This is a genomic window from Mycobacterium sp. 050272, from assembly GCF_039023525.1.
In the GTDB taxonomy this organism is placed as follows: domain Bacteria; phylum Actinomycetota; class Actinomycetes; order Mycobacteriales; family Mycobacteriaceae; genus Mycobacterium.
The window spans coordinates 21,851-40,276 of the sequence record NZ_JBCHKV010000019.1 but is presented as its reverse complement, the minus strand read 5'-3'; the positions used below and the strand labels follow the sequence as shown (position 1 = coordinate 40,276).

The 18,426-nt window shown below is 63.4% G+C and carries 14 protein-coding genes and 3 rRNA genes; 10 read left to right on the top strand and 7 right to left on the bottom strand.

Annotated elements, in window-relative coordinates:
• Nucleotides 1-444: a DUF2550 domain-containing protein gene (locus AAHS21_RS26760; protein WP_096289559.1), complete on the top strand. Its 444-nt coding sequence runs from the start codon at nucleotides 1-3 to the stop codon at nucleotides 442-444.
• 25 nt (nucleotides 445-469) lie between these two features.
• Here AAHS21_RS26760 and AAHS21_RS26755 read toward each other — a convergent pair whose 3' ends face one another.
• Nucleotides 470-1,042, bottom strand: coding sequence for a cob(I)yrinic acid a,c-diamide adenosyltransferase (locus tag AAHS21_RS26755; protein WP_342930541.1), 573 nt, complete (start codon nucleotides 1,040-1,042; stop codon nucleotides 470-472).
• Nucleotides 1,043-1,112: 70 nt separating this feature from the next.
• On the opposite strand from AAHS21_RS26755, the gene murA reads away from it, so the two are divergent.
• The 4 genes from murA (at nucleotide 1,113) to rrf (ending at nucleotide 7,847) form a co-directional block, all read left to right on the top strand.
• Nucleotides 1,113-2,366, top strand: a complete 1,254-nt coding sequence (murA, locus tag AAHS21_RS26750) for a UDP-N-acetylglucosamine 1-carboxyvinyltransferase (RefSeq protein WP_342930540.1) — start codon at nucleotides 1,113-1,115, stop codon at nucleotides 2,364-2,366.
• Nucleotides 2,367-2,750: 384 nt separating this feature from the next.
• Nucleotides 2,751-4,269 (top strand): 16S ribosomal RNA (locus AAHS21_RS26745).
• Between the two features lie 285 nt (nucleotides 4,270-4,554).
• Nucleotides 4,555-7,638, top strand: a 23S ribosomal RNA gene (locus AAHS21_RS26740).
• Nucleotides 7,639-7,734: 96 nt separating this feature from the next.
• Nucleotides 7,735-7,847 (top strand): 5S ribosomal RNA (rrf, locus tag AAHS21_RS26735).
• Together the 16S, 23S and 5S rRNA genes form the textbook arrangement of a ribosomal RNA operon.
• Nucleotides 7,848-7,893: 46 nt before the next feature.
• Here rrf and AAHS21_RS26730 read toward each other — a convergent pair.
• The 3 genes from AAHS21_RS26730 to AAHS21_RS26720 all read right to left on the bottom strand — a co-directional run bounded on the left by AAHS21_RS26730 (nucleotide 7,894) and on the right by AAHS21_RS26720 (nucleotide 10,832).
• Nucleotides 7,894-8,385 (bottom strand): methylated-DNA--[protein]-cysteine S-methyltransferase, encoded by a 492-nt coding sequence (locus AAHS21_RS26730; RefSeq protein WP_342930539.1) that lies wholly within the window; start codon nucleotides 8,383-8,385, stop codon nucleotides 7,894-7,896.
• Nucleotides 8,382-9,878 (bottom strand): DNA-3-methyladenine glycosylase 2 family protein, encoded by a 1,497-nt coding sequence (locus AAHS21_RS26725; RefSeq protein ID WP_342930538.1) that lies wholly within the window; start codon nucleotides 9,876-9,878, stop codon nucleotides 8,382-8,384. Before AAHS21_RS26725 ends, AAHS21_RS26730 begins: the two co-directional genes overlap by 4 nt.
• A gap of 84 nt (nucleotides 9,879-9,962) precedes the next feature.
• Nucleotides 9,963-10,832 (bottom strand): LysR family transcriptional regulator, encoded by an 870-nt coding sequence (locus tag AAHS21_RS26720; protein WP_342930537.1) that lies wholly within the window; start codon nucleotides 10,830-10,832, stop codon nucleotides 9,963-9,965.
• A 91-nt stretch (nucleotides 10,833-10,923) separates the two neighbouring features.
• On the opposite strand from AAHS21_RS26720, the gene AAHS21_RS26715 reads away from it, so the two are divergent.
• A complete protein-coding gene (locus tag AAHS21_RS26715) occupies nucleotides 10,924-12,150 on the top strand; it encodes an MFS transporter (protein ID WP_342930536.1) in 1,227 nt (408 codons plus the stop codon).
• Here the strand turns inward: AAHS21_RS26715 and AAHS21_RS26710 are convergent.
• Together AAHS21_RS26710 and AAHS21_RS26705 are read right to left on the bottom strand one after the other, a co-directional pair.
• Nucleotides 12,147-12,923, bottom strand: a complete 777-nt coding sequence (locus AAHS21_RS26710) for a PIG-L family deacetylase (RefSeq protein WP_342930535.1) — start codon at nucleotides 12,921-12,923, stop codon at nucleotides 12,147-12,149. The genes AAHS21_RS26715 and AAHS21_RS26710 overlap by 4 nt on opposite strands.
• Before the next feature lie 12 nt (nucleotides 12,924-12,935).
• Nucleotides 12,936-14,549 (bottom strand): adenylate/guanylate cyclase domain-containing protein, encoded by a 1,614-nt coding sequence (locus AAHS21_RS26705; protein ID WP_342930534.1) that lies wholly within the window; start codon nucleotides 14,547-14,549, stop codon nucleotides 12,936-12,938.
• Nucleotides 14,550-14,594: 45 nt separating this feature from the next.
• Here AAHS21_RS26705 and nucS point away from each other — a divergent pair, with 45 nt between their 5' ends.
• Together nucS and AAHS21_RS26695 are read left to right on the top strand one after the other, a co-directional pair.
• Nucleotides 14,595-15,266, top strand: coding sequence for an endonuclease NucS (gene nucS, locus AAHS21_RS26700; protein WP_342930533.1), 672 nt, complete (start codon nucleotides 14,595-14,597; stop codon nucleotides 15,264-15,266).
• Between the two features lie 23 nt (nucleotides 15,267-15,289).
• Entirely contained in the window at nucleotides 15,290-15,586 is a 297-nt protein-coding gene (locus tag AAHS21_RS26695) for a hypothetical protein (RefSeq protein WP_342930532.1), read from the top strand.
• 12 nt (nucleotides 15,587-15,598) lie between these two features.
• Here the strand turns inward: AAHS21_RS26695 and mce are convergent, their stop codons facing one another.
• The gene (gene mce, locus AAHS21_RS26690; RefSeq protein WP_342930531.1) at nucleotides 15,599-16,066 is read right to left on the bottom strand and encodes a methylmalonyl-CoA epimerase; all 468 of its coding nucleotides are present in this window, start codon (nucleotides 16,064-16,066) and stop codon (nucleotides 15,599-15,601) included.
• A 78-nt stretch (nucleotides 16,067-16,144) separates the two neighbouring features.
• Between mce and AAHS21_RS26685 the strand changes: the two genes are divergently transcribed.
• Together AAHS21_RS26685 and AAHS21_RS26680 are read left to right on the top strand one after the other, a co-directional pair.
• Nucleotides 16,145-17,326 (top strand): acetyl-CoA C-acetyltransferase, encoded by a 1,182-nt coding sequence (locus AAHS21_RS26685; protein WP_342930530.1) that lies wholly within the window; start codon nucleotides 16,145-16,147, stop codon nucleotides 17,324-17,326.
• 179 nt (nucleotides 17,327-17,505) lie between these two features.
• Complete coding sequence (locus tag AAHS21_RS26680; RefSeq protein WP_342930529.1) at nucleotides 17,506-18,420, top strand: co-chaperone YbbN; 915 nt, start codon at nucleotides 17,506-17,508, stop codon at nucleotides 18,418-18,420.
• Nucleotides 18,421-18,426: the final 6 nt, after the last annotated feature.

The following is an 18,426-nucleotide window of genomic DNA, read 5'->3' as shown; positions in this document are numbered from 1 at the left end:
ATGAGCGCGCCCATGATTGGCATGGTCGTGCTCGTCGTCGTGCTGGGGGCGGCCGTTCTGGCCCTGAGCTACCGGCTATGGAAGCTGCGGCAGGGCGGCACGGCCGGCATCATGCGCGACATTCCAGCGGTGGGAGGTCATGGCTGGCGGCACGGCGTGATCCGGTACCGCGGCGGTGAAGCCGCTTTCTATCGGCTGTCCAGCCTGCGCCTGTGGCCGGATCGGCGGGTGTCCCGCCGAGGTGTCGAGATCGTCGCCCGGCGCGCGCCGCGCGGCGATGAATTCGACATCATGACTGACGAGATCGTGGTGCTGGAGCTGCGCGACACCACCCAGGAGCGCAGGTCGGCTTACGAACTGGCCCTCGATCAGGGTGCGTTGACCGCGTTCTTGTCGTGGCTGGAGTCTCGTCCATCACCGCGCGCACGCCGTCGCAGCGTCTGACGAAAAGCCCAGCAGCTCAACCCATTCAGGCTCCACCGCCTGGTTTCCAAAGCACATCGCCATCCACGTTGGCGGCCCTGGACAGGATGAAGAGCAGATCCGACAACCGATTCAGGTATTTCGCCGGCAGCACGTTGACTTCGCCAGGTGCGGAATCGATTGCGGCCCAGGCCGATCGCTCGGCGCGACGCACCACGGTGCGGGCGATGTGCAACAGAGCTGACAAAGGCGAACCGCCAGGCAGCACAAAGGAATTCAGCGCCGGCAGCGGCTCATTGTATTTGTCACACCATCCTTCGAGCCGGTCGATGTAGGACTGGGCGACGCGCAGCGGAGGGTATTTCGGGTTTTCCACCACCGGGGTCGACAGGTCTGCACCGGCGTCGAACAAATCGTTTTGGATCTGCCGCAATACGGCTGTGACTTCGGAATCTGGCCGGCCCAGCGCGATCGCGGCGCCGATCGCGGAGTTGGCCTCGTCGCAGTCGGCGTATGCGACCAGGCGGGGGTCGTTTTTCGAGACGCGGGAGAAGTCGCTCAATCCCGTGGTTCCGTCGTCGCCGGTCCGGGTATAGATGCGGGTCAGATGTACTGCCATGATCAAACCGTACTCGGCGAAGTGAGTTAGCTGACTGACAAGCCGATACCCCTTCACTAGACTGACGCGGGTGGCTGAGCGATTCGTGGTAACCGGCGGTAATCGGTTGTCAGGCGAAGTCGCAGTAGGGGGCGCCAAGAACAGCGTGCTCAAGCTGATGGCCGCGACCCTGCTGGCCGAGGGCACCAGCACGATCACCAACTGCCCCGACATTCTCGATGTGCCGCTGATGGCCGAGGTGCTGCGCGGCCTGGGGGCCACCGTCGAACTCGACGGCGACGTCGCGCGCATCACCTCACCCGACGAACCCAAGTACGACGCCGACTTCGCGGCCGTGCGGCAGTTCCGCGCCTCGGTCTGCGTGCTCGGGCCACTGGTCGGCCGGTGCAAGCGCGCCAGGGTGGCGCTCCCGGGCGGCGACGCGATCGGCTCGCGTCCGCTGGACATGCATCAGGCGGGTCTGCGGCAGCTGGGTGCAACGTGCAATATCGAGCATGGGTGTGTGGTCGCTCACGCAGATACGTTGCGCGGCGCGGAGATTCAGCTGGAATTCCCCTCGGTGGGTGCGACCGAGAACATCCTGATGGCCGCCGTGGTCGCCGAGGGTGTGACCACGATCCACAATGCCGCGCGCGAACCCGACGTCGTCGACCTCTGCACGATGCTCAATCAGATGGGCGCGCAGATCGAGGGTGCGGGTTCGCCGACCATGACGATTACCGGGGTGGCACGGCTGTACCCCACCGAGCACCGGGTGATCGGTGACCGGATCGTCGCCGCCACCTGGGGGATCGCCGCCGCGATCACCCGCGGCGACATCTCGGTCAGCGGTATTGATCCGGCGCACCTTCAGGTGGTGCTGCACAAACTGCATGACGCGGGTGCCACCGTCACTCAGACAGACAACAGTTTTCGCATCGTCCAGTACGAGAGGCCCAAGGCCGTCAACGTCGCGACGCTGCCGTTCCCCGGATTCCCCACCGACCTGCAACCGATGGCGATCGCGCTGGCATCGATCGCCGACGGCACCTCGATGATCACGGAGAACGTGTTCGAGGCGCGCTTCCGATTCGTCGAAGAAATGATTCGGCTGGGCGCCGACGCGCGCACCGACGGCCACCACGCGGTGGTCCGGGGCCTGCCGCAACTTTCCAGCGCACCGGTCTGGTGTTCGGATATTCGCGCAGGTGCCGGTCTGGTGCTGGCCGGGCTCGTCGCCGACGGCGACACCGAGGTCCACGACGTCTTTCACATCGATCGCGGCTACCCGTTGTTCGTCGAAAACCTGGCGATTTTGGGAGCGGAGATCGAGCGGGTACAGTAACCAAAGTCAGTGCCCCACAGGCGCGGTCACCACTCGAAGGAGACCGAGACCGGGGCTTGACTCCCTCGCCGGATTGGTACTAACCTGGCACGGCTGCCCTCGCAGCGATCACCACGATCGCAAGAAATTGGGGGTTGACGCCTCTGCCAGATCTGTATTAAGCTGGCAGGGTTGCCCCGAAGCGGGCAGAAATAAGCAAGAGTGTTGTTTGAGAACTCAATAGTGTGTTTGGTGTTTTTGTTTGTTGTTGTTTTTTGACCACTCCCAAAACACTCCCCGTGTGATAGGGATGTGGTCGTTTATTTTGATGCCAGTTATATGGCGTCTTTTTGTTAGGTCAGATTTTCTCTGATTCGAAATTCACCTCGCTTGTCGAGGAGTTTTTGTTTGGAGAGTTTGATCCTGGCTCAGGACGAACGCTGGCGGCGTGCTTAACACATGCAAGTCGAACGGAAAGGCCCCTTCGGGGGTACTCGAGTGGCGAACGGGTGAGTAACACGTGGGTAATCTGCCCTGCACTTCGGGATAAGCCTGGGAAACTGGGTCTAATACCGGATAGGACCACTTAGCGCATGCTTTGTGGTGGAAAGCTTTTGCGGTGTGGGATGGGCCCGCGGCCTATCAGCTTGTTGGTGGGGTGACGGCCTACCAAGGCGACGACGGGTAGCCGGCCTGAGAGGGTGTCCGGCCACACTGGGACTGAGATACGGCCCAGACTCCTACGGGAGGCAGCAGTGGGGAATATTGCACAATGGGCGCAAGCCTGATGCAGCGACGCCGCGTGGGGGATGACGGCCTTCGGGTTGTAAACCTCTTTCAGCAGGGACGAAGCGCAAGTGACGGTACCTGCAGAAGAAGCACCGGCCAACTACGTGCCAGCAGCCGCGGTAATACGTAGGGTGCGAGCGTTGTCCGGAATTACTGGGCGTAAAGAGCTCGTAGGTGGTTTGTCGCGTTGTTCGTGAAAACCGGGGGCTTAACCCTCGGCGTGCGGGCGATACGGGCAGACTGGAGTACTGCAGGGGAGACTGGAATTCCTGGTGTAGCGGTGGAATGCGCAGATATCAGGAGGAACACCGGTGGCGAAGGCGGGTCTCTGGGCAGTAACTGACGCTGAGGAGCGAAAGCGTGGGGAGCGAACAGGATTAGATACCCTGGTAGTCCACGCCGTAAACGGTGGGTACTAGGTGTGGGTTTCCTTCCTTGGAATCCGTGCCGTAGCTAACGCATTAAGTACCCCGCCTGGGGAGTACGGCCGCAAGGCTAAAACTCAAAGGAATTGACGGGGGCCCGCACAAGCGGCGGAGCATGTGGATTAATTCGATGCAACGCGAAGAACCTTACCTGGGTTTGACATGCACAGGACGCCGGCAGAGATGTCGGTTCCCTTGTGGCCTGTGTGCAGGTGGTGCATGGCTGTCGTCAGCTCGTGTCGTGAGATGTTGGGTTAAGTCCCGCAACGAGCGCAACCCTTGTCTCATGTTGCCAGCGCGTAATGGCGGGGACTCGTGAGAGACTGCCGGGGTCAACTCGGAGGAAGGTGGGGATGACGTCAAGTCATCATGCCCCTTATGTCCAGGGCTTCACACATGCTACAATGGCCGGTACAAAGGGCTGCGATGCCGTAAGGTTAAGCGAATCCTTTTAAAGCCGGTCTCAGTTCGGATCGGGGTCTGCAACTCGACCCCGTGAAGTCGGAGTCGCTAGTAATCGCAGATCAGCAACGCTGCGGTGAATACGTTCCCGGGCCTTGTACACACCGCCCGTCACGTCATGAAAGTCGGTAACACCCGAAGCCAGTGGCCTAACCTTTTGGAGGGAGCTGTCGAAGGTGGGATCGGCGATTGGGACGAAGTCGTAACAAGGTAGCCGTACCGGAAGGTGCGGCTGGATCACCTCCTTTCTAAGGAGCACCACGAGAAACACTCCAATTGGTGGGGTGTGAGCCGTGAGGGGTTCTCGTCTGTAGTGGACGGGAGCCGGGTGCACAACAGCAGGCAATCGCCAGACACACTATTGGGCCCTGAGACAACACTCGGCCGGCTTTGGTCGATGTGGTGTCCCTCCATCTTGGTGGTGGGGTGTGGTGTTTGAGCATTGAATAGTGGTTGCGAGCATCTAGACGGATGCGTTGCCCTCGGGCTGCGTATTCGTCAAAAATGTGTAATTTTTCTTTTGGTTTTTGTGTTCGTAAGTGTTTAAGGGCACATGGTGGATGCCTTGGCATCGAGAGCCGATGAAGGACGTGGGAGGCTGCGATATGCCTCGGGGAGCTGTCAACCGAGCGTTGATCCGAGGATTTCCGAATGGGGAAACCCAGCACGAGTTATGTCGTGTTACCCGTATCTGAATATATAGGGTGCGGGAGGTAACGCGGGGAAGTGAAACATCTCAGTACCCGTAGGAGAAGAAAACAAAAGTGATTCCGCGAGTAGTGGCGAGCGAAAGCGGAACAGGCTAAACCGCATGCATGTGTAACCGGGTAGGGGTTGTGTGTGCGGGGTTGTGGGATTGATATTTCTCAGCTCTACCTAGCTGGGGGGCAGTCAGAAAGTGTCGTGGTTAGCGGAAGTGGCCTGGGATGGTCTGCCGCAGACGGTGAGAGCCCGGTACGCGAAAACCCGGCACCTGCCTTGTATCAACTCCCGAGTAGCAGCGGGCCCGTGAAATCTGCTGTGAATCTGCCGAGACCACTCGGTAAGCCTAAATACTTCTCGATGACCGATAGCGGATTAGTACCGTGAGGGAATGGTGAAAAGTACCCCGGGAGGGGAGTGAAATAGTACCTGAAACCGTGTGCCTACAATCCGTCAGAGCTTCCTTGTGGAGTGATGGCGTGCCTTTTGAAGAATGAGCCTGCGAGTCAGGGACATGTCGCAAGGTTAACCCGTGTGGGGTAGCCGCAGCGAAAGCGAGTCTGAATAGGGCGCTTGAGTGGCATGTTCTGGACCCGAAGCGGAGTGATCTACCCATGGCCAGGGTGAAGCGCGGGTAAGACCGCGTGGAGGCCCGAACCCACTTAGGTTGAAGACTGAGGGGATGAGCTGTGGGTAGGGGTGAAAGGCCAATCAAACTCCGTGATAGCTGGTTCTCCCCGAAATGCATTTAGGTGCAGCGTTACGTGTTTCACCACGGAGGTAGAGCTACTGGATGGCCGATGGGCCCTACTAGGTTACTGACGTCAGCCAAACTCCGAATGCCGTGGTGTATAGCGTGGCAGTGAGACGGCGGGGGATAAGCTCCGTACGTCGAGAGGGAAACAGCCCAGATCGCCGGCTAAGGCCCCTAAGCGTGTGCTAAGTGGAAAAGGATGTGCAGTCGCAGAGACAACCAGGAGGTTGGCTTAGAAGCAGCCACCCTTGAAAGAGTGCGTAATAGCTCACTGGTCAAGTGATTGTGCGCCGATAATGTAGCGGGGCTCAAGCACACCGCCGAAGCCGCGGCAACCGCAAGGTTGGGTAGGGGAGCGTCCCCCATGCAGAGAAGCTGTCGGGTAACCGATGGTGGAGTTTGGGGGAGTGAGAATGCAGGCATGAGTAGCGATTAGGCAAGTGAGAACCTTGCCCGCCGAAAGACCAAGGGTTCCTGGGCCAGGCCAGTCCGCCCAGGGTGAGTCGGGACCTAAGGCGAGGCCGACAGGCGTAGTCGATGGACAACGGGTTGATATTCCCGTACCCGTGTATGAGCGTCCCTGACGAATCCATTCTGCTAACCACCCAAATGGTGGTCTATCAATCCCTTCGGGGTGCGAAGACCGCCGGCTGCGTGGGACCCGGGTGGGTAGTAGTCAAGCGATGGGGTGACGCAGGAAGGTAGCCGTACCAGTCAGTGGTAATACTGGGGCAAGCCTGTAGGGAGAACGATAGGCAAATCCGTCGTTCATGTTCCTGAGAGGTGATGCATAGCCGATTGAGGCGAATTCGGTCATCCTCAGCTGCCAAGAAAAGCCTCTAGCGAGCGCATACATGGCCCGTACCCCAAACCAACACAGGTGGTCAGGTAGAGAATACCAAGGCGTACGAGATAACTATGGTTAAGGAACTCGGCAAAATGCCCCCGTAACTTCGGGAGAAGGGGGGCCGGCTTACCGTGAACAGCCTTGCGCTGGGAGCGGGAACCGGCCGCAGAAACCAGTGGGAAGCGACTGTTTACTAAAAACACAGGTCCGTGCGAAGTCGCAAGACGATGTATACGGACTGACGCCTGCCCGGTGCTGGAAGGTTAAGAGGACCCGTTAATCGTAAGGTGAAGCGGAGAATTTAAGCCCCAGTAAACGGCGGTGGTAACTATAACCATCCTAAGGTAGCGAAATTCCTTGTCGGGTAAGTTCCGACCTGCACGAATGGCGTAACGACTTCCCAACTGTCTCAACCATAGACTCGGCGAAATTGCACTACGAGTAAAGATGCTCGTTACGCGCGGCAGGACGAAAAGACCCCGGGACCTTCACTACAACTTGGTATTGGTGTTCGGTACTGTTTGTGTAGGATAGGTGGGAGACTGTGAAACTCTAACGCCAGTTAGAGCGGAGTCGTTGTTGAAATACCACTCTGACCGTATTGGACACCTAACTTCGAACCCTAATCGGGTTCAGGGACAGTGCCTGGCGGGTAGTTTAACTGGGGCGGTTGCCTCCTAAAATGTAACGGAGGCGCCCAAAGGTTCCCTCAACCTGGACGGCAATCAGGTGTTGAGTGTAAGTGCACAAGGGAGCTTGACTGCGAGACCTACACGTCAAGCAGGGACGAAAGTCGGGACTAGTGATCCGGCACCCCCGAGTGGAAGGGGTGTCGCTCAACGGATAAAAGGTACCCCGGGGATAACAGGCTGATCTTCCCCAAGAGTCCATATCGACGGGATGGTTTGGCACCTCGATGTCGGCTCGTCGCATCCTGGGGCTGGAGCAGGTCCCAAGGGTTGGGCTGTTCGCCCATTAAAGCGGCACGCGAGCTGGGTTTAGAACGTCGTGAGACAGTTCGGTCTCTATCCGCCGCGCGCGTCAGAAACTTGAGGAAACCTGTCCCTAGTACGAGAGGACCGGGACGGACGAACCTCTAGTGCACCAGTTGTCTCACCAGAGGCACTGCTGGATAGCTACGTTCGGACAGGATAACCGCTGAAAGCATCTAAGCGGGAAACCTTCTCCAAGATCAGGTTTCTCACCCTTTTAGAGGGATAAGGCCCCCCGCAGACCACGGGATTGATAGGCCAGACCTAGAAGCTCAGCAATGAGTGCAGGGAACTGGCACTAACCGGCCGAAAACTTACCAACACAATCGCAACCACTATTTTTTTCTGCGGCATTTGCCGCGAAAAATCTCGATACCACACCCCCCACCAGAACACTTGAATGAAAAATAAATAGAGTTACGGCGGCCACAGCGACAGGGAAACGCCCGGTCCCATTCCGAACCCGGAAGCTAAGCCTGTCAGCGCCAATGATACTGCCCTATCGGGTGGAAAAGTAGGACACCGCCGAACACACACAAAGATGCCCCCTGCAAAGGGGGCATCTTTGCGTTCCCATTTAATCGAATAGCGTTAAATTCGACCGTTGATTTTCCAATTCGAGCAATGTGCGCTTGCGGTCGAGTCCACCGCCGAAACCGGTCAGGCTGCCATTGGCGCCGATGACGCGATGGCAGGGCACGACAATCGCGATCGGATTGTGGCCATTGGCCAGTCCGACCGCTCGTGCGGCACCTGGGGCCCCGATCTGTTCGGCGATTTCTCCATACGAACGAGTTTGTCCATATGGAATCGTCAGCAGCGCTTTCCAGACCCGTCGCTGAAATTCGGTGCCCCGCAGGTCGAGCTCGATGTCGAAAGTCGTGAGCTCGCCGGTGAAGTACGCGACTAATTGTTCGACGGCCGCGCCGAACGCTTCCGGATCGGGCGACCAGTCGGCGCGACTCGGTTCGTAGGTCTGGTCGACCATCCGCAGATTGGTCAGCACCGTGCCGTCGCCGGCCAGGGTCAGCAGCCCGATCGGGCTGTCGATGGTGCGGTACTGGATCATGCGACCTCCTGTGGCGGCCATTGGTTCACCGGGTGCTCGAGCGTGGTCCACAAATGCTGGGTGGCGTACGAGCGCCACGGGCGCCAATGTGCGCTGTGCTCAATGAATTTGCGTTGATTCGTCGGCAAGCCCAGCTGTTTGGCGGCGAGTTGGAGCCCAAGGTCGCTGGCGGGAAACGCGTCCGGGTCGCCCAGACCACGCATCGCTATCACCTCGGCGGTCCATGGACCCACCCCCGGCAGTGCCAGCAGCTGAGTGCGCGCGCTGTCCCAATCGCTGCCGGCGTCCAGCACCACGCTGCCTTCGAGGAGCCCGGCGACCAACGCGGTCATCGTCCGTTGCCGCGACTTGGGCACCGCCAGATGGATGGGATCGATCTCGGCGAGTTGCTCGATCGACGGGAAGGCATGCGTGAGTGTGCCTTCGGGGTCGTGGACTTGCGGCCCGTACGCCCTGACCAATCGGCCGACGTGGGTGCGTGCGGCCTTGGTGGAGACCTGTTGACCGAGCACCGCTCGCACCGCGAGTTCGGCCTCGTCGACCGCGCGCGGAATGCGTTGTCCCGGCGCCTTGGCCACGACGGGGGCCAGCAGCGGGTCGCGGCTCAACGTATCCACGATCGCTTCCGGATCCGCGTCGAGGTCGAGCAACCGCCGGCAGCGGGCGATCGCGGTCGTGAGATCGCGAAAGTCATCGAGCACGAGCAGGCAGCGGACGTGATCGACGGCCGGCGTCAGCGCGACCACGGCGTTGCCGGCCGACAGCCGAAGGCTGCGCCGGTAGGCGCCGTCGCGCACTTCCTCGCAACCGGGAACGGCGCCCGCGGCCAGATGTCCGAAGACACCCTCGTAGGCGAAGGGAGTGCGCACCGGTAGCCGAAGACACACTGTCCCAGGCGAAGTCACTGCGGCTTTCGAAGACCCCGACCGGGACGCCGCGCGCGTGCGCAGGTCGGTCGGTGTGCTCTCGAACACCAGGCGCACAGTGTCGTTGAACTGGCGGATGCTGGAAAAGCCGGCGGCGAACGCGACGTCGCCGAACGGCAGGTCGGTCGTCTCGATCAGTAGCCGGGCGGTCTGGCTTCGTTGCGCGCGAGCCAGCGCGAGCGGACCGGCGCCGACCTCGGCCTGCAACAGCCGCTCCAGCTGCCGGGTCGTGTACCCGAGGTGGGCGGCCAGACCACTTACTCCGTCGCGGTCCACCGTTCCGTCGGCGATGAGCCGCATGGCGCGCGCCACGACGTCGCCGCGCACGTTCCATTCGGGCGACCCCGGCGAGGCGTCGGGTCGGCACCGTTTGCACGCGCGGAAGCCCGCCCGCTGCGCGGCCGCCGCGGTCGGATAGAAGCGCACATTGCGGGCCAACGGCGGACGCACCGGGCAGCTGGGCCGGCAGTAGATGCGGGTGGTGAGCACCGCGGTGACGAACCAGCCGTCGAACCGGGCGTCCTTGGACTGGACCGCCCGGTAACAGCGCTCGAAATCGTCGTGCACACCTCCACAGTTACACCAGAGGGCCGTCAAGACTGGCGGAAAAGCGACATGATGGTGGGCGGACGTGCTCTGGCGACCCGGCCGCTAAGCCGTCGCGGCGGATGCGATGAAGTCTCGGGCGGCGCGAGACAACGGCCGCGAGGAGTCCCAGATCATCCCGATGTCGCGGTAACCGTCCGCGTCGGCCAGGTGCAGTACGCAGACCCCGGGCGCATGCTCGCTGCCGTCGATCGGTGTCAGGCTGATGCCCAGGCCCGCGGCCACCAGCCCCGCGTTGGTGGTCAGGTTCGCCGATTCCAAAGCGATGCGTGGCTGGAATTGTGCTGCGGCGCAAAGCTCATCGAGTAACTGTCGCATGCCGAATCCCGGATGCATGGTGATGAAAGGCTCGTCGGCGAGATCCGACATCGACACCGCCGTCGCGCCCGCGAGCCGATGGTCGCGGGGCACCGCGACGCCGAGGCGCTGACGCAACAGGCTGCGCCAGGCCAGGGTTGGCTTCTGTGGTCGAGGCGATACCACCGCGACGTCGATAAACCCCTCCAGCACGTGATCACTGATCGACTCGGCCGCGCCCTCCTCGAGCGTGAACGTCACGCGCGGCGCCACCTTCGTGAACCCGGCGATCAACCGCGGCACGACGACCGAGCCGAACGAACTCAAGAAGCCCAGCCGGATCTCACCGGCCGCGGGGTTGCTCAGGTCCTCGATTTCGCGTCGGGCCGAATCGAGCTCCAACTGCGCCCGCCGCGCGTGCTCGTAGAAAATCCGGCCGTAGGTGCTCAGCGAGAGTCGGCGGCCGTGGCGGTCGAACAGCGTTACCCCGAGCCGGCGTTCCAGGCGCGCCAGCATCCGCGTCAGCGTCGGCTGCGCGATATGCAGTTGTTGGGCCGCCGCTGTGACGTGTTGCAGCTCGGCGAGTGTGAGGAACCACTCGTAGTCGCCGTCGGCCATGCACCGCCACCTCTACTTATGTCGAATCCGCATCATAATATGGGAAATAATTCATTTCCGATCGAGCAGGCCGGAGCGGACCATCAGGTCTATGCCCCAGCTCACCGCGACCCCCAGTGCGCACCACGCCGGCAGCCGCGGATACCGACGCATCACTGCGGCTCTCGTCGGCGCCGGTCTGGCCAGTTTCGCCGCCTTGTACTGCACGCAGGCGCTGCTTCCGGCATTGTCGGCGTATTACCGGATCTCCCCGGCCACGTCGGCGCTGACTGTCTCGCTCACCACCGGAATGCTGGCCCTGTCCATCGTTCCGGCCAGCGTGCTCTCGGAACGGTATGGGCGGGTCACCGTGATGCTGATCTCGGGGGTCGCCTCCAGCGTGATCGGCTTGCTGCTGCCGTTCAGCCCCACGCTCGGTGTGCTGCTGGTCGAGCGGGCGGCCCAAGGCGTCGCGCTCGCCGGGATTCCCGCGGTCGCGATGGCGTTTCTCGCCGAGGAGGTGCACGCGTCCTCGCTGGGATCGGCGATGGGGCGCTACATGGCCGGGACGACGATCGGTGGCTGCGCGGGACGGATCATCCCGGCGCTGGTGCTCGAGGTCAGCAACTGGCGGGTCGCGCTGTTGGTGTCTTCGGTGACGACGCTGGCCGCGACGGTGGTATTCGCCCTGCTGGTGCCGAAGTCCCAGTTCTTCGCCCCGAAGCCGGTGAGCATTCGCGCGACCATGCAGCGTTTGCTGACGCACCTGCGAAACCCGTTGTTGCTGAAGCTTTTTGTCCTGGCTTTCACGCTGATGGGCGGATTCGTCACCGTGTACAACTACCTCGGCTACCGGCTTGCCGCCGCGCCGTTCGGGTTGAAGCCGTCGGTGGTGGGCCTGCTGTTCCTGCTGTACTTGGTGGGCACCTGGACGTCGGTCGTGGCTGGACGGCTTGCCGACCGCCGGGGGCGCTTGGTCGTGCTGGGGGGCGCCCTGCCGATCACAGTCACGGGGCTGCTGATGACGCTGCCGGACGCGCTGCCGGTAATTGTCGTCGGGACCGGTGTCTTCACCGGCGGGTTCTTCGCCGCGCACGCGGTGGCCAGCGGTTGGGTGGGGTCCGTGGCACGCCGTGATCGCGCCGAGGCGTCTGCGCTGTACCTGTTCAGCTACTACCTGGGCGGGTCGGTGGCCGGGGCGGTCGGTGGGCTGGTCTACAGCGTGGGCAGCTGGCGGGCCACTGTCTGGTTTGTGGGAACGCTGCTGATCCTGGCCCTGCTACTGGTGACGTCGTTGGTCAGAGCCGCGGTGCCCGTGCGGGTCCGCGGTCTGTCCTAGCGGTCGAAGATATCGCGGCGCACGGTGCCCGGTTGGGCGCCCGGATCGACAAACCATTCATGGCGCAGCACCAGTCCGAACACTTGCGGCGGCAACAGCATCACCAGCCCGAACAGACGCGCGCCCCGTCCGCCGCCGATCTGCGAGCGGTGGGCAGCGAACGCATCCCGCTTCTGCCGGGCGAATCGCCGGACGTCGATGCGGTGCGTGATCGCGGCTCGCGGCGCGTATGCGGTGCGTGCCGTGTCGGCCTCGTAGGGCGCCGGAAGTCGGAGCAAGCGAAGCACATTGGAGACGCGCTGCAGCAATTCGCGTGGCATGGTGACCTCGAGAAGCCGTGGGGTCGCGGCCAACTCCGCGGCACGCTTGCCGACGTGATGGACCTGCACATGATCCCGGTGTCCGTATCCGCCGTTGGGCTGATAGCTCAGCAGCAGTTGTGCGTCCTCGTCGCGCAGGATGGTGGCCAGTCGTTGCGCCGCCGCTTCGACGTCGGCCCGCGCGAACCTGATCCGGCCGGGTGGGTCCGGGTAGAAGATCGGCCCGTAGCCACTGTCGGCGTAGCCAAGGCACTCGACTCGGTGCACGCCGAGAATGCTTGCGCTCGTCAGTAATTCGTCTATTCGAGTGTCGTCGTCCTCGTCGTTCACCCGGCCGTCGGTCGCGGTCACCAGGACAACTCGATGCCCCGCCGCCACCGCGGCGGCGAGCGTGCCACCGGTGAGGACCACCTCGTCGTCTGGATGCGCGTGAAAGGCGACGAGGGTTGCCACTGAACAGCTCCGCTACTCGCCGCGTTCGGGCGAGGCCAGCCGGGTGGGGTGATCGTGTCCACGTAGTGTCACAGTCTCACCCAAAGACCAACGGGCACTTTCGCTTTCGCTCGCACCCTGGACGGTGTCCGCGGTCGCCAACAGTCCACCCGGGTGTGACTTGGCCAGCTCGCACAGCCGGGCCGCCTCGTTGACCGGTTCGCCGATCACGGTGTATTCGAAGCGTTCCTTGGCGCCGACGTTGCCCGCGACGACCTGGCCGGCGGCAACGCCGATCCCGGCCTCGAGCTCACACATTTCGTGCGCCAGCCGATTGCAGATCGCGCGTGCCGCGGCCAGCGCCTCGTCCTCGGGACAGTCGAGGTGATTCGGGGCGCCGAAGATGGCCAGCGATGCGTCGCCTTCGAACTTGTTGACCAATCCGTGGTGCCGGTCGACTTCCTCGACGACGATCGCGAAGAACCGGTTGAGCACATTGACGACCTCGGTCGGGCGTTGACTGGTCACCAATTGTGTGGAGCCGACGATGTCGATGAACACGACCGCGACGTGGCGCTCCTCGCCGCCGAGTTTCGGTTTCTCGCGCTCGGCGGCCAGCGCGACTTCTCGACCGACGTGCCGGCCGAAGAGATCACGTACTCGCTCGCGCTCGCGCAGGCCGTCGACCATCGCGTTGAAACCGCGTTGCAACTCGCCGAGTTCGGTGCCGTCGAACACCACCAGGTCACCCCGCAGATCGCCCTGCTCGACACGCCTGAGGGCCGCGCGCACCACCCGCACCGGTGTCGCCGTCAGCCAGGACAGGATCCACATCAGGATGAAGCCGAAGATCAGAGTCGCGATCGAGACGATCAGCACCGCGACGCTGAGTTGGGTCTCGGTCAGGTTGTGCAGCACCAGCGCGAAGAACGCGATCAGCGCGATGCCGAGCACCGGCACGCCGGAACTGAGCAGCCAGACCGTCAGCGTGCGGCCCATGATGCCCGGCGCCAGCCGCTGCGGTACGCGGCCGGCCTCCAGCGCCTGGGCGGCCACCGGTCGCAAGGCGAACTCGGTGAACAAGTAGCACGCGGTGGCCACCAAGATGCCGCAGAAGCTCACCGAGAAGCCCACGATCGGGATGAACAGCGTGTTGGTCAGTCCGTAGAGCGTCGTCAGCAACGCGGTCCCGATGCCCCACAGCACCAGCACCCCGATCGCCAGCCAGAACGGGGCCAGGAAGGTGTTGCGTTCGTCGTCGAGGGTGGGCGCGCGCTCCTCGATCGCCCACCGCAGGGCGGCCGTGGTCCGGTGGGTGATCCAGAAGGTGCCGAGCGCCAGCGCGACGGCGACGTATCCGGGCCCGACGGCCCAGGTGATCCACGCCGGCGCGTCGGTGAAGATGCTGGGCGACGGCAACGCGACGGCCAAAAGCAGCACGGCCACGCCGATCCCGATCAGATTCGTGATCAGGATGAAGGTGGTCAGGATGAGCTGAATGCGCACCCGCCGGCGGGCCTGGCTCTCGCTCACCCGCCCGAGCAGCAGCGAACCGTAGGCGGGCGTCTCCTGTAACCGGCCGCTCTGACGGGTGACCCTTTCGAGCACCCGTCCCAAGCGTTGCGCCATGCTCTTGTTCGCCGACATGGTGGCGTCAGCCTAATTCGTCGGCGACGCTCTAAGGTGAGTCGGGTGCGTCTAGTGATCGCCCAGTGCACCGTCGACTACGTTGGCCGGCTCACGGCACATCTGCCGTCGGCGCGTAGGTTGTTGCTCTTCAAGGCCGATGGATCGGTCAGCGTGCACGCCGACGACCGCGCCTACAAGCCGCTGAATTGGATGAGTCCGCCGTGCTGGTTGACCGAAGAGGTCGTCGGCGAGACGCCGGTGTGGGTGGTGGAGAACAAGACGGGCGAACAGCTGCGCATCACCGTCGAGCAGGTCGAGCACGACTCCAGCCACGATCTGGGCGTCGACCCCGGGCTGGTCAAGGATGGTGTCGAGGCGCATCTGCAGGCGCTGCTCGCCGAACACGTCCAGCTGCTGGGCGACGGATACACGCTGGTGCGCCGCGAATACATGACGGCGATCGGCCCCGTCGATCTGTTGTGCCGCGACGCCCAAGGTGGCTCGGTGGCCGTGGAGATCAAACGGCGCGGCGAGATCGACGGCGTGGAGCAGCTCACCCGCTACCTCGAATTGCTGAATCGCGACACCGTGCTGGCGCCGGTCCAGGGTGTGTTCGCGGCGCAGCAGATTAAGCCTCAGGCGCGAACTTTAGCCACTGACCGCGGAATACGTTGTCTTACACTGGATTACGACAAGATGCGCGGAATGGACAGCGACGAATACCGGCTGTTCTGACTTGCCCGATTAGACTTGTCGGCATGGCTCGGCGCCGCACCCCGCCCCGCCGGCAACAGCTGCCTTCGCTGTCGCCGGCGCTGCGGCGGGTGGAAACCGGGCCCGGCGGTGACGACTACGAGGTACGCCCGATTGCCGCGGCGCGTGCACTCAAGACCTACCGATGCCCCGGCTGCGATCACGAAATCCGCTCCGGCACAGCACATCTGGTGGTATGGCCAGCGGACTCACCACTGGGCGGCGTGGACGACCGTCGGCATTGGCACACGCCGTGCTGGACGAATCGGGCAAACCGCGGCCCGACCAGAAAATGGTTGTGAACGACAGAGCGGCTAGGAAGCCGGCTCGACCAACTCCATCAGCACGCCGCCGGCGTCTTTGGGGTGGATGAAGTTGATCCGCGAGTTCGCTGTGCCGCGACGTGGGGCCTCGTAGACCAGCCGGACGCCCTGGGACTGCAGGTGTTCGCAGAGCGCGTCCAAATCGCTGACTCGCACCGCCATCTGCTGGATGCCCGGGCCGCGCTTGTCCAGGAACTTGGCGATCGTCGAGGACTCGTCGATCGGGGCCATCAATTGGATCTGCGCCGTGCCGGGCTCGCCGTCCTGGACGGCGATCATGGCTTCGCGGATTCCCTGGTCCTCGTTGACTTCCTCGTGCACCAAGACCATGCCGAGGGTGTCGTGGTACCAGGCGATGGCTGCATCGAGGTCGGCGACTGCGATGCCGACGTGATCGATCGCAGTCACCAGCGAGGTGGCCAGGATCTGACGGGCGTCAACTTGATCGGTCGTCATCACATAACGGTAACCTGGCGGCAAAGATTGCGCTTCTCCGGGAGGCCGAACGGGCCGTCCATGCGTCGCTAGGAGGTTGTTATGACGACATCGGTGATCGTTGCTGGAGCACGGACCCCGATCGGCAAGTTGATGGGTTCGCTGAAGGATTTCTCGGCCAGCGATTTGGGTGCGATCGCGATCGCCGGTGCGCTGGAGAAGGCCAATGTGCCCGCCTCCGCGGTGCAGTACGTGATCATGGGCCAGGTGCTGACCGCTGGCGCGGGCCAGATGCCCGCCCGTCAGGCCGCGGTGGCCGCCGGCATCGGCTGGGACGTCCCGGCACTGAGCATCAACAAGATGTGCCTGTCCGGTATCGACGCCATTGCGCTGGCCGATCAGCTGATCCGGGCCGGGGAGTTCGACGTCGTGGTGGCCGGCGGCCAGGAGTCCATGACCAAGGCCCCACACCTGCTGATGGACAGCCGCGCCGGCTACAAGTACGGCGACGTGACTGTGCTCGACCACATGGCCTACGACGGCCTGCACGACGTGTTCACCGACCAGCCGATGGGCGCGCTGACCGAGCAGCGCAACGACGTCGACAAGTTCACCCGCGCCGAGCAGGACGAGTTCGCTGCGCGGTCGCATCAAAAAGCGGCTGCGGCGTGGAAGGACGGCGTCTTCACCGACGAAGTGGTGCCGGTGAACATCCCCCAGCGCAAAGGCGATCCGTTGCAGTTCGCCGAGGACGAGGGCATTCGGGCAAACACCACGGTCGAGTCGTTGGCCGGCCTGAAACCGGCCTTCCGCAGTGACGGCACCATCACCGCCGGCTCGGCGTCGCAGATCTCGGACGGGGCCGCGGCGGTCGTGGTGATGAGCAAGGACAAGGCGCAGGAAATGGGTTTGTCATGGCTGGCGGAGATCGGCGCTCACGGAGTCGTCGCGGGGCCCGATTCGACGCTGCAGTCCCAGCCCGCCAATGCGATCAAGAAGGCGCTGGGCCGCGAGGGCATCACGGCTGACCAGCTCGATGTGGTGGAGATCAACGAGGCGTTCTCGGCGGTTGCACTGGCTTCCACGCGCGAACTCGGGATCGACCCCGAGATCGTCAACGTCAACGGCGGTGCGATCGCGGTGGGACATCCGATCGGCATGTCAGGCGCCCGGATCACGCTGCATGTCGCCCTGGAACTGGCGCGGCGCGGTTCGGGTTACGGCGTCGCGGCCCTGTGCGGCGCCGGGGGCCAGGGCGACGCACTGATTCTGCGGGCTGGCTAACCCGGAACTGACCAGCGGTCAGCGTTGCTGGCAGCCCGGCTTCGGGGCGCGTTGTGATGTTGCTCTCATGAGGCGACCAGGGGCCTTGGCGGGGCCGGTTTTCGGTCGAATTTGCCCGTGCGGGAGCGCGTGCGCAACCGGGTGGATTGATGGTCGGCGCGCATGACAGACTTGACGGCGTGACGCGTCCGAGATCCTCGATCGGGCCCGCGCTTGCCGGTGCGGTCGACTTGTCCGGTCTAAAGCAACGTGCCCAGCAGAGCCCTTCGGCCGCCGGTGCCGCGGGCCGGCCGACGGCTGCGGGGCCGGGGACCACTGAGGTCAACGAGGCCAATTTCGAAGCCGAGGTGCTGATCCGCTCCGACGAGGTGCCCGTGGTGGTCGCCCTGTGGTCGCCGCGCAGCGAGGCCTGCGTCGAGCTGGTCGACACGCTGTCCGGTCTGGCCGCCCAGGACGGCGGCAAATGGGCGCTGGCGACGGTCAACGTCGATGTGGCGCCACGGGTGGCCCAGATCTTCGGTGTCGAAGCCGTTCCCACCGTCGTGGCCCTGGCGGCCGGCCAGCCACTGTCCAGCTTCCAGGGTTCGCAGCCCGCCGATCAGTTGCGCCGCTGGCTGGACCAACTGCTGTCGGCGACGGCCGGAAAGCTCAAGGGCGCAACCGGTTCCGAGGACGACGCCGAGGTCGACCCGGCCCTGGCCCAGGCTCGCCAGCAGCTCGAGGCCGGTGACTTCGAGGCGGCCAAGCAGTCGTATCAGGCGTTGCTGGACATCAATCCGGACAGTGTCGAGGCCAAGGGTGCGATCCGTCAGATCGACTTCCTTACGCGCGCAACCGCACAGCGTCCGGATGCGGTGACCGTCGCGGATGGCGCGCCGGGCAACATCGAGGCGGCCTTCGCGGCCGCCGATGTGCAGATCCTCAACCAGGACGTGACCGCGGCATTCGAGCGATTGACGGCGTTGGTGCGCAGCACTTCCGGCGATGAGCGCACCCGGGTCCGAACCCGGCTGATCGAGTTGTTCGAACTCTTCGATCCCGCCGACCCCGAGGTCATCGCCGGCCGTCGAAACCTCGCCAACGCGCTCTACTAGAGCAAA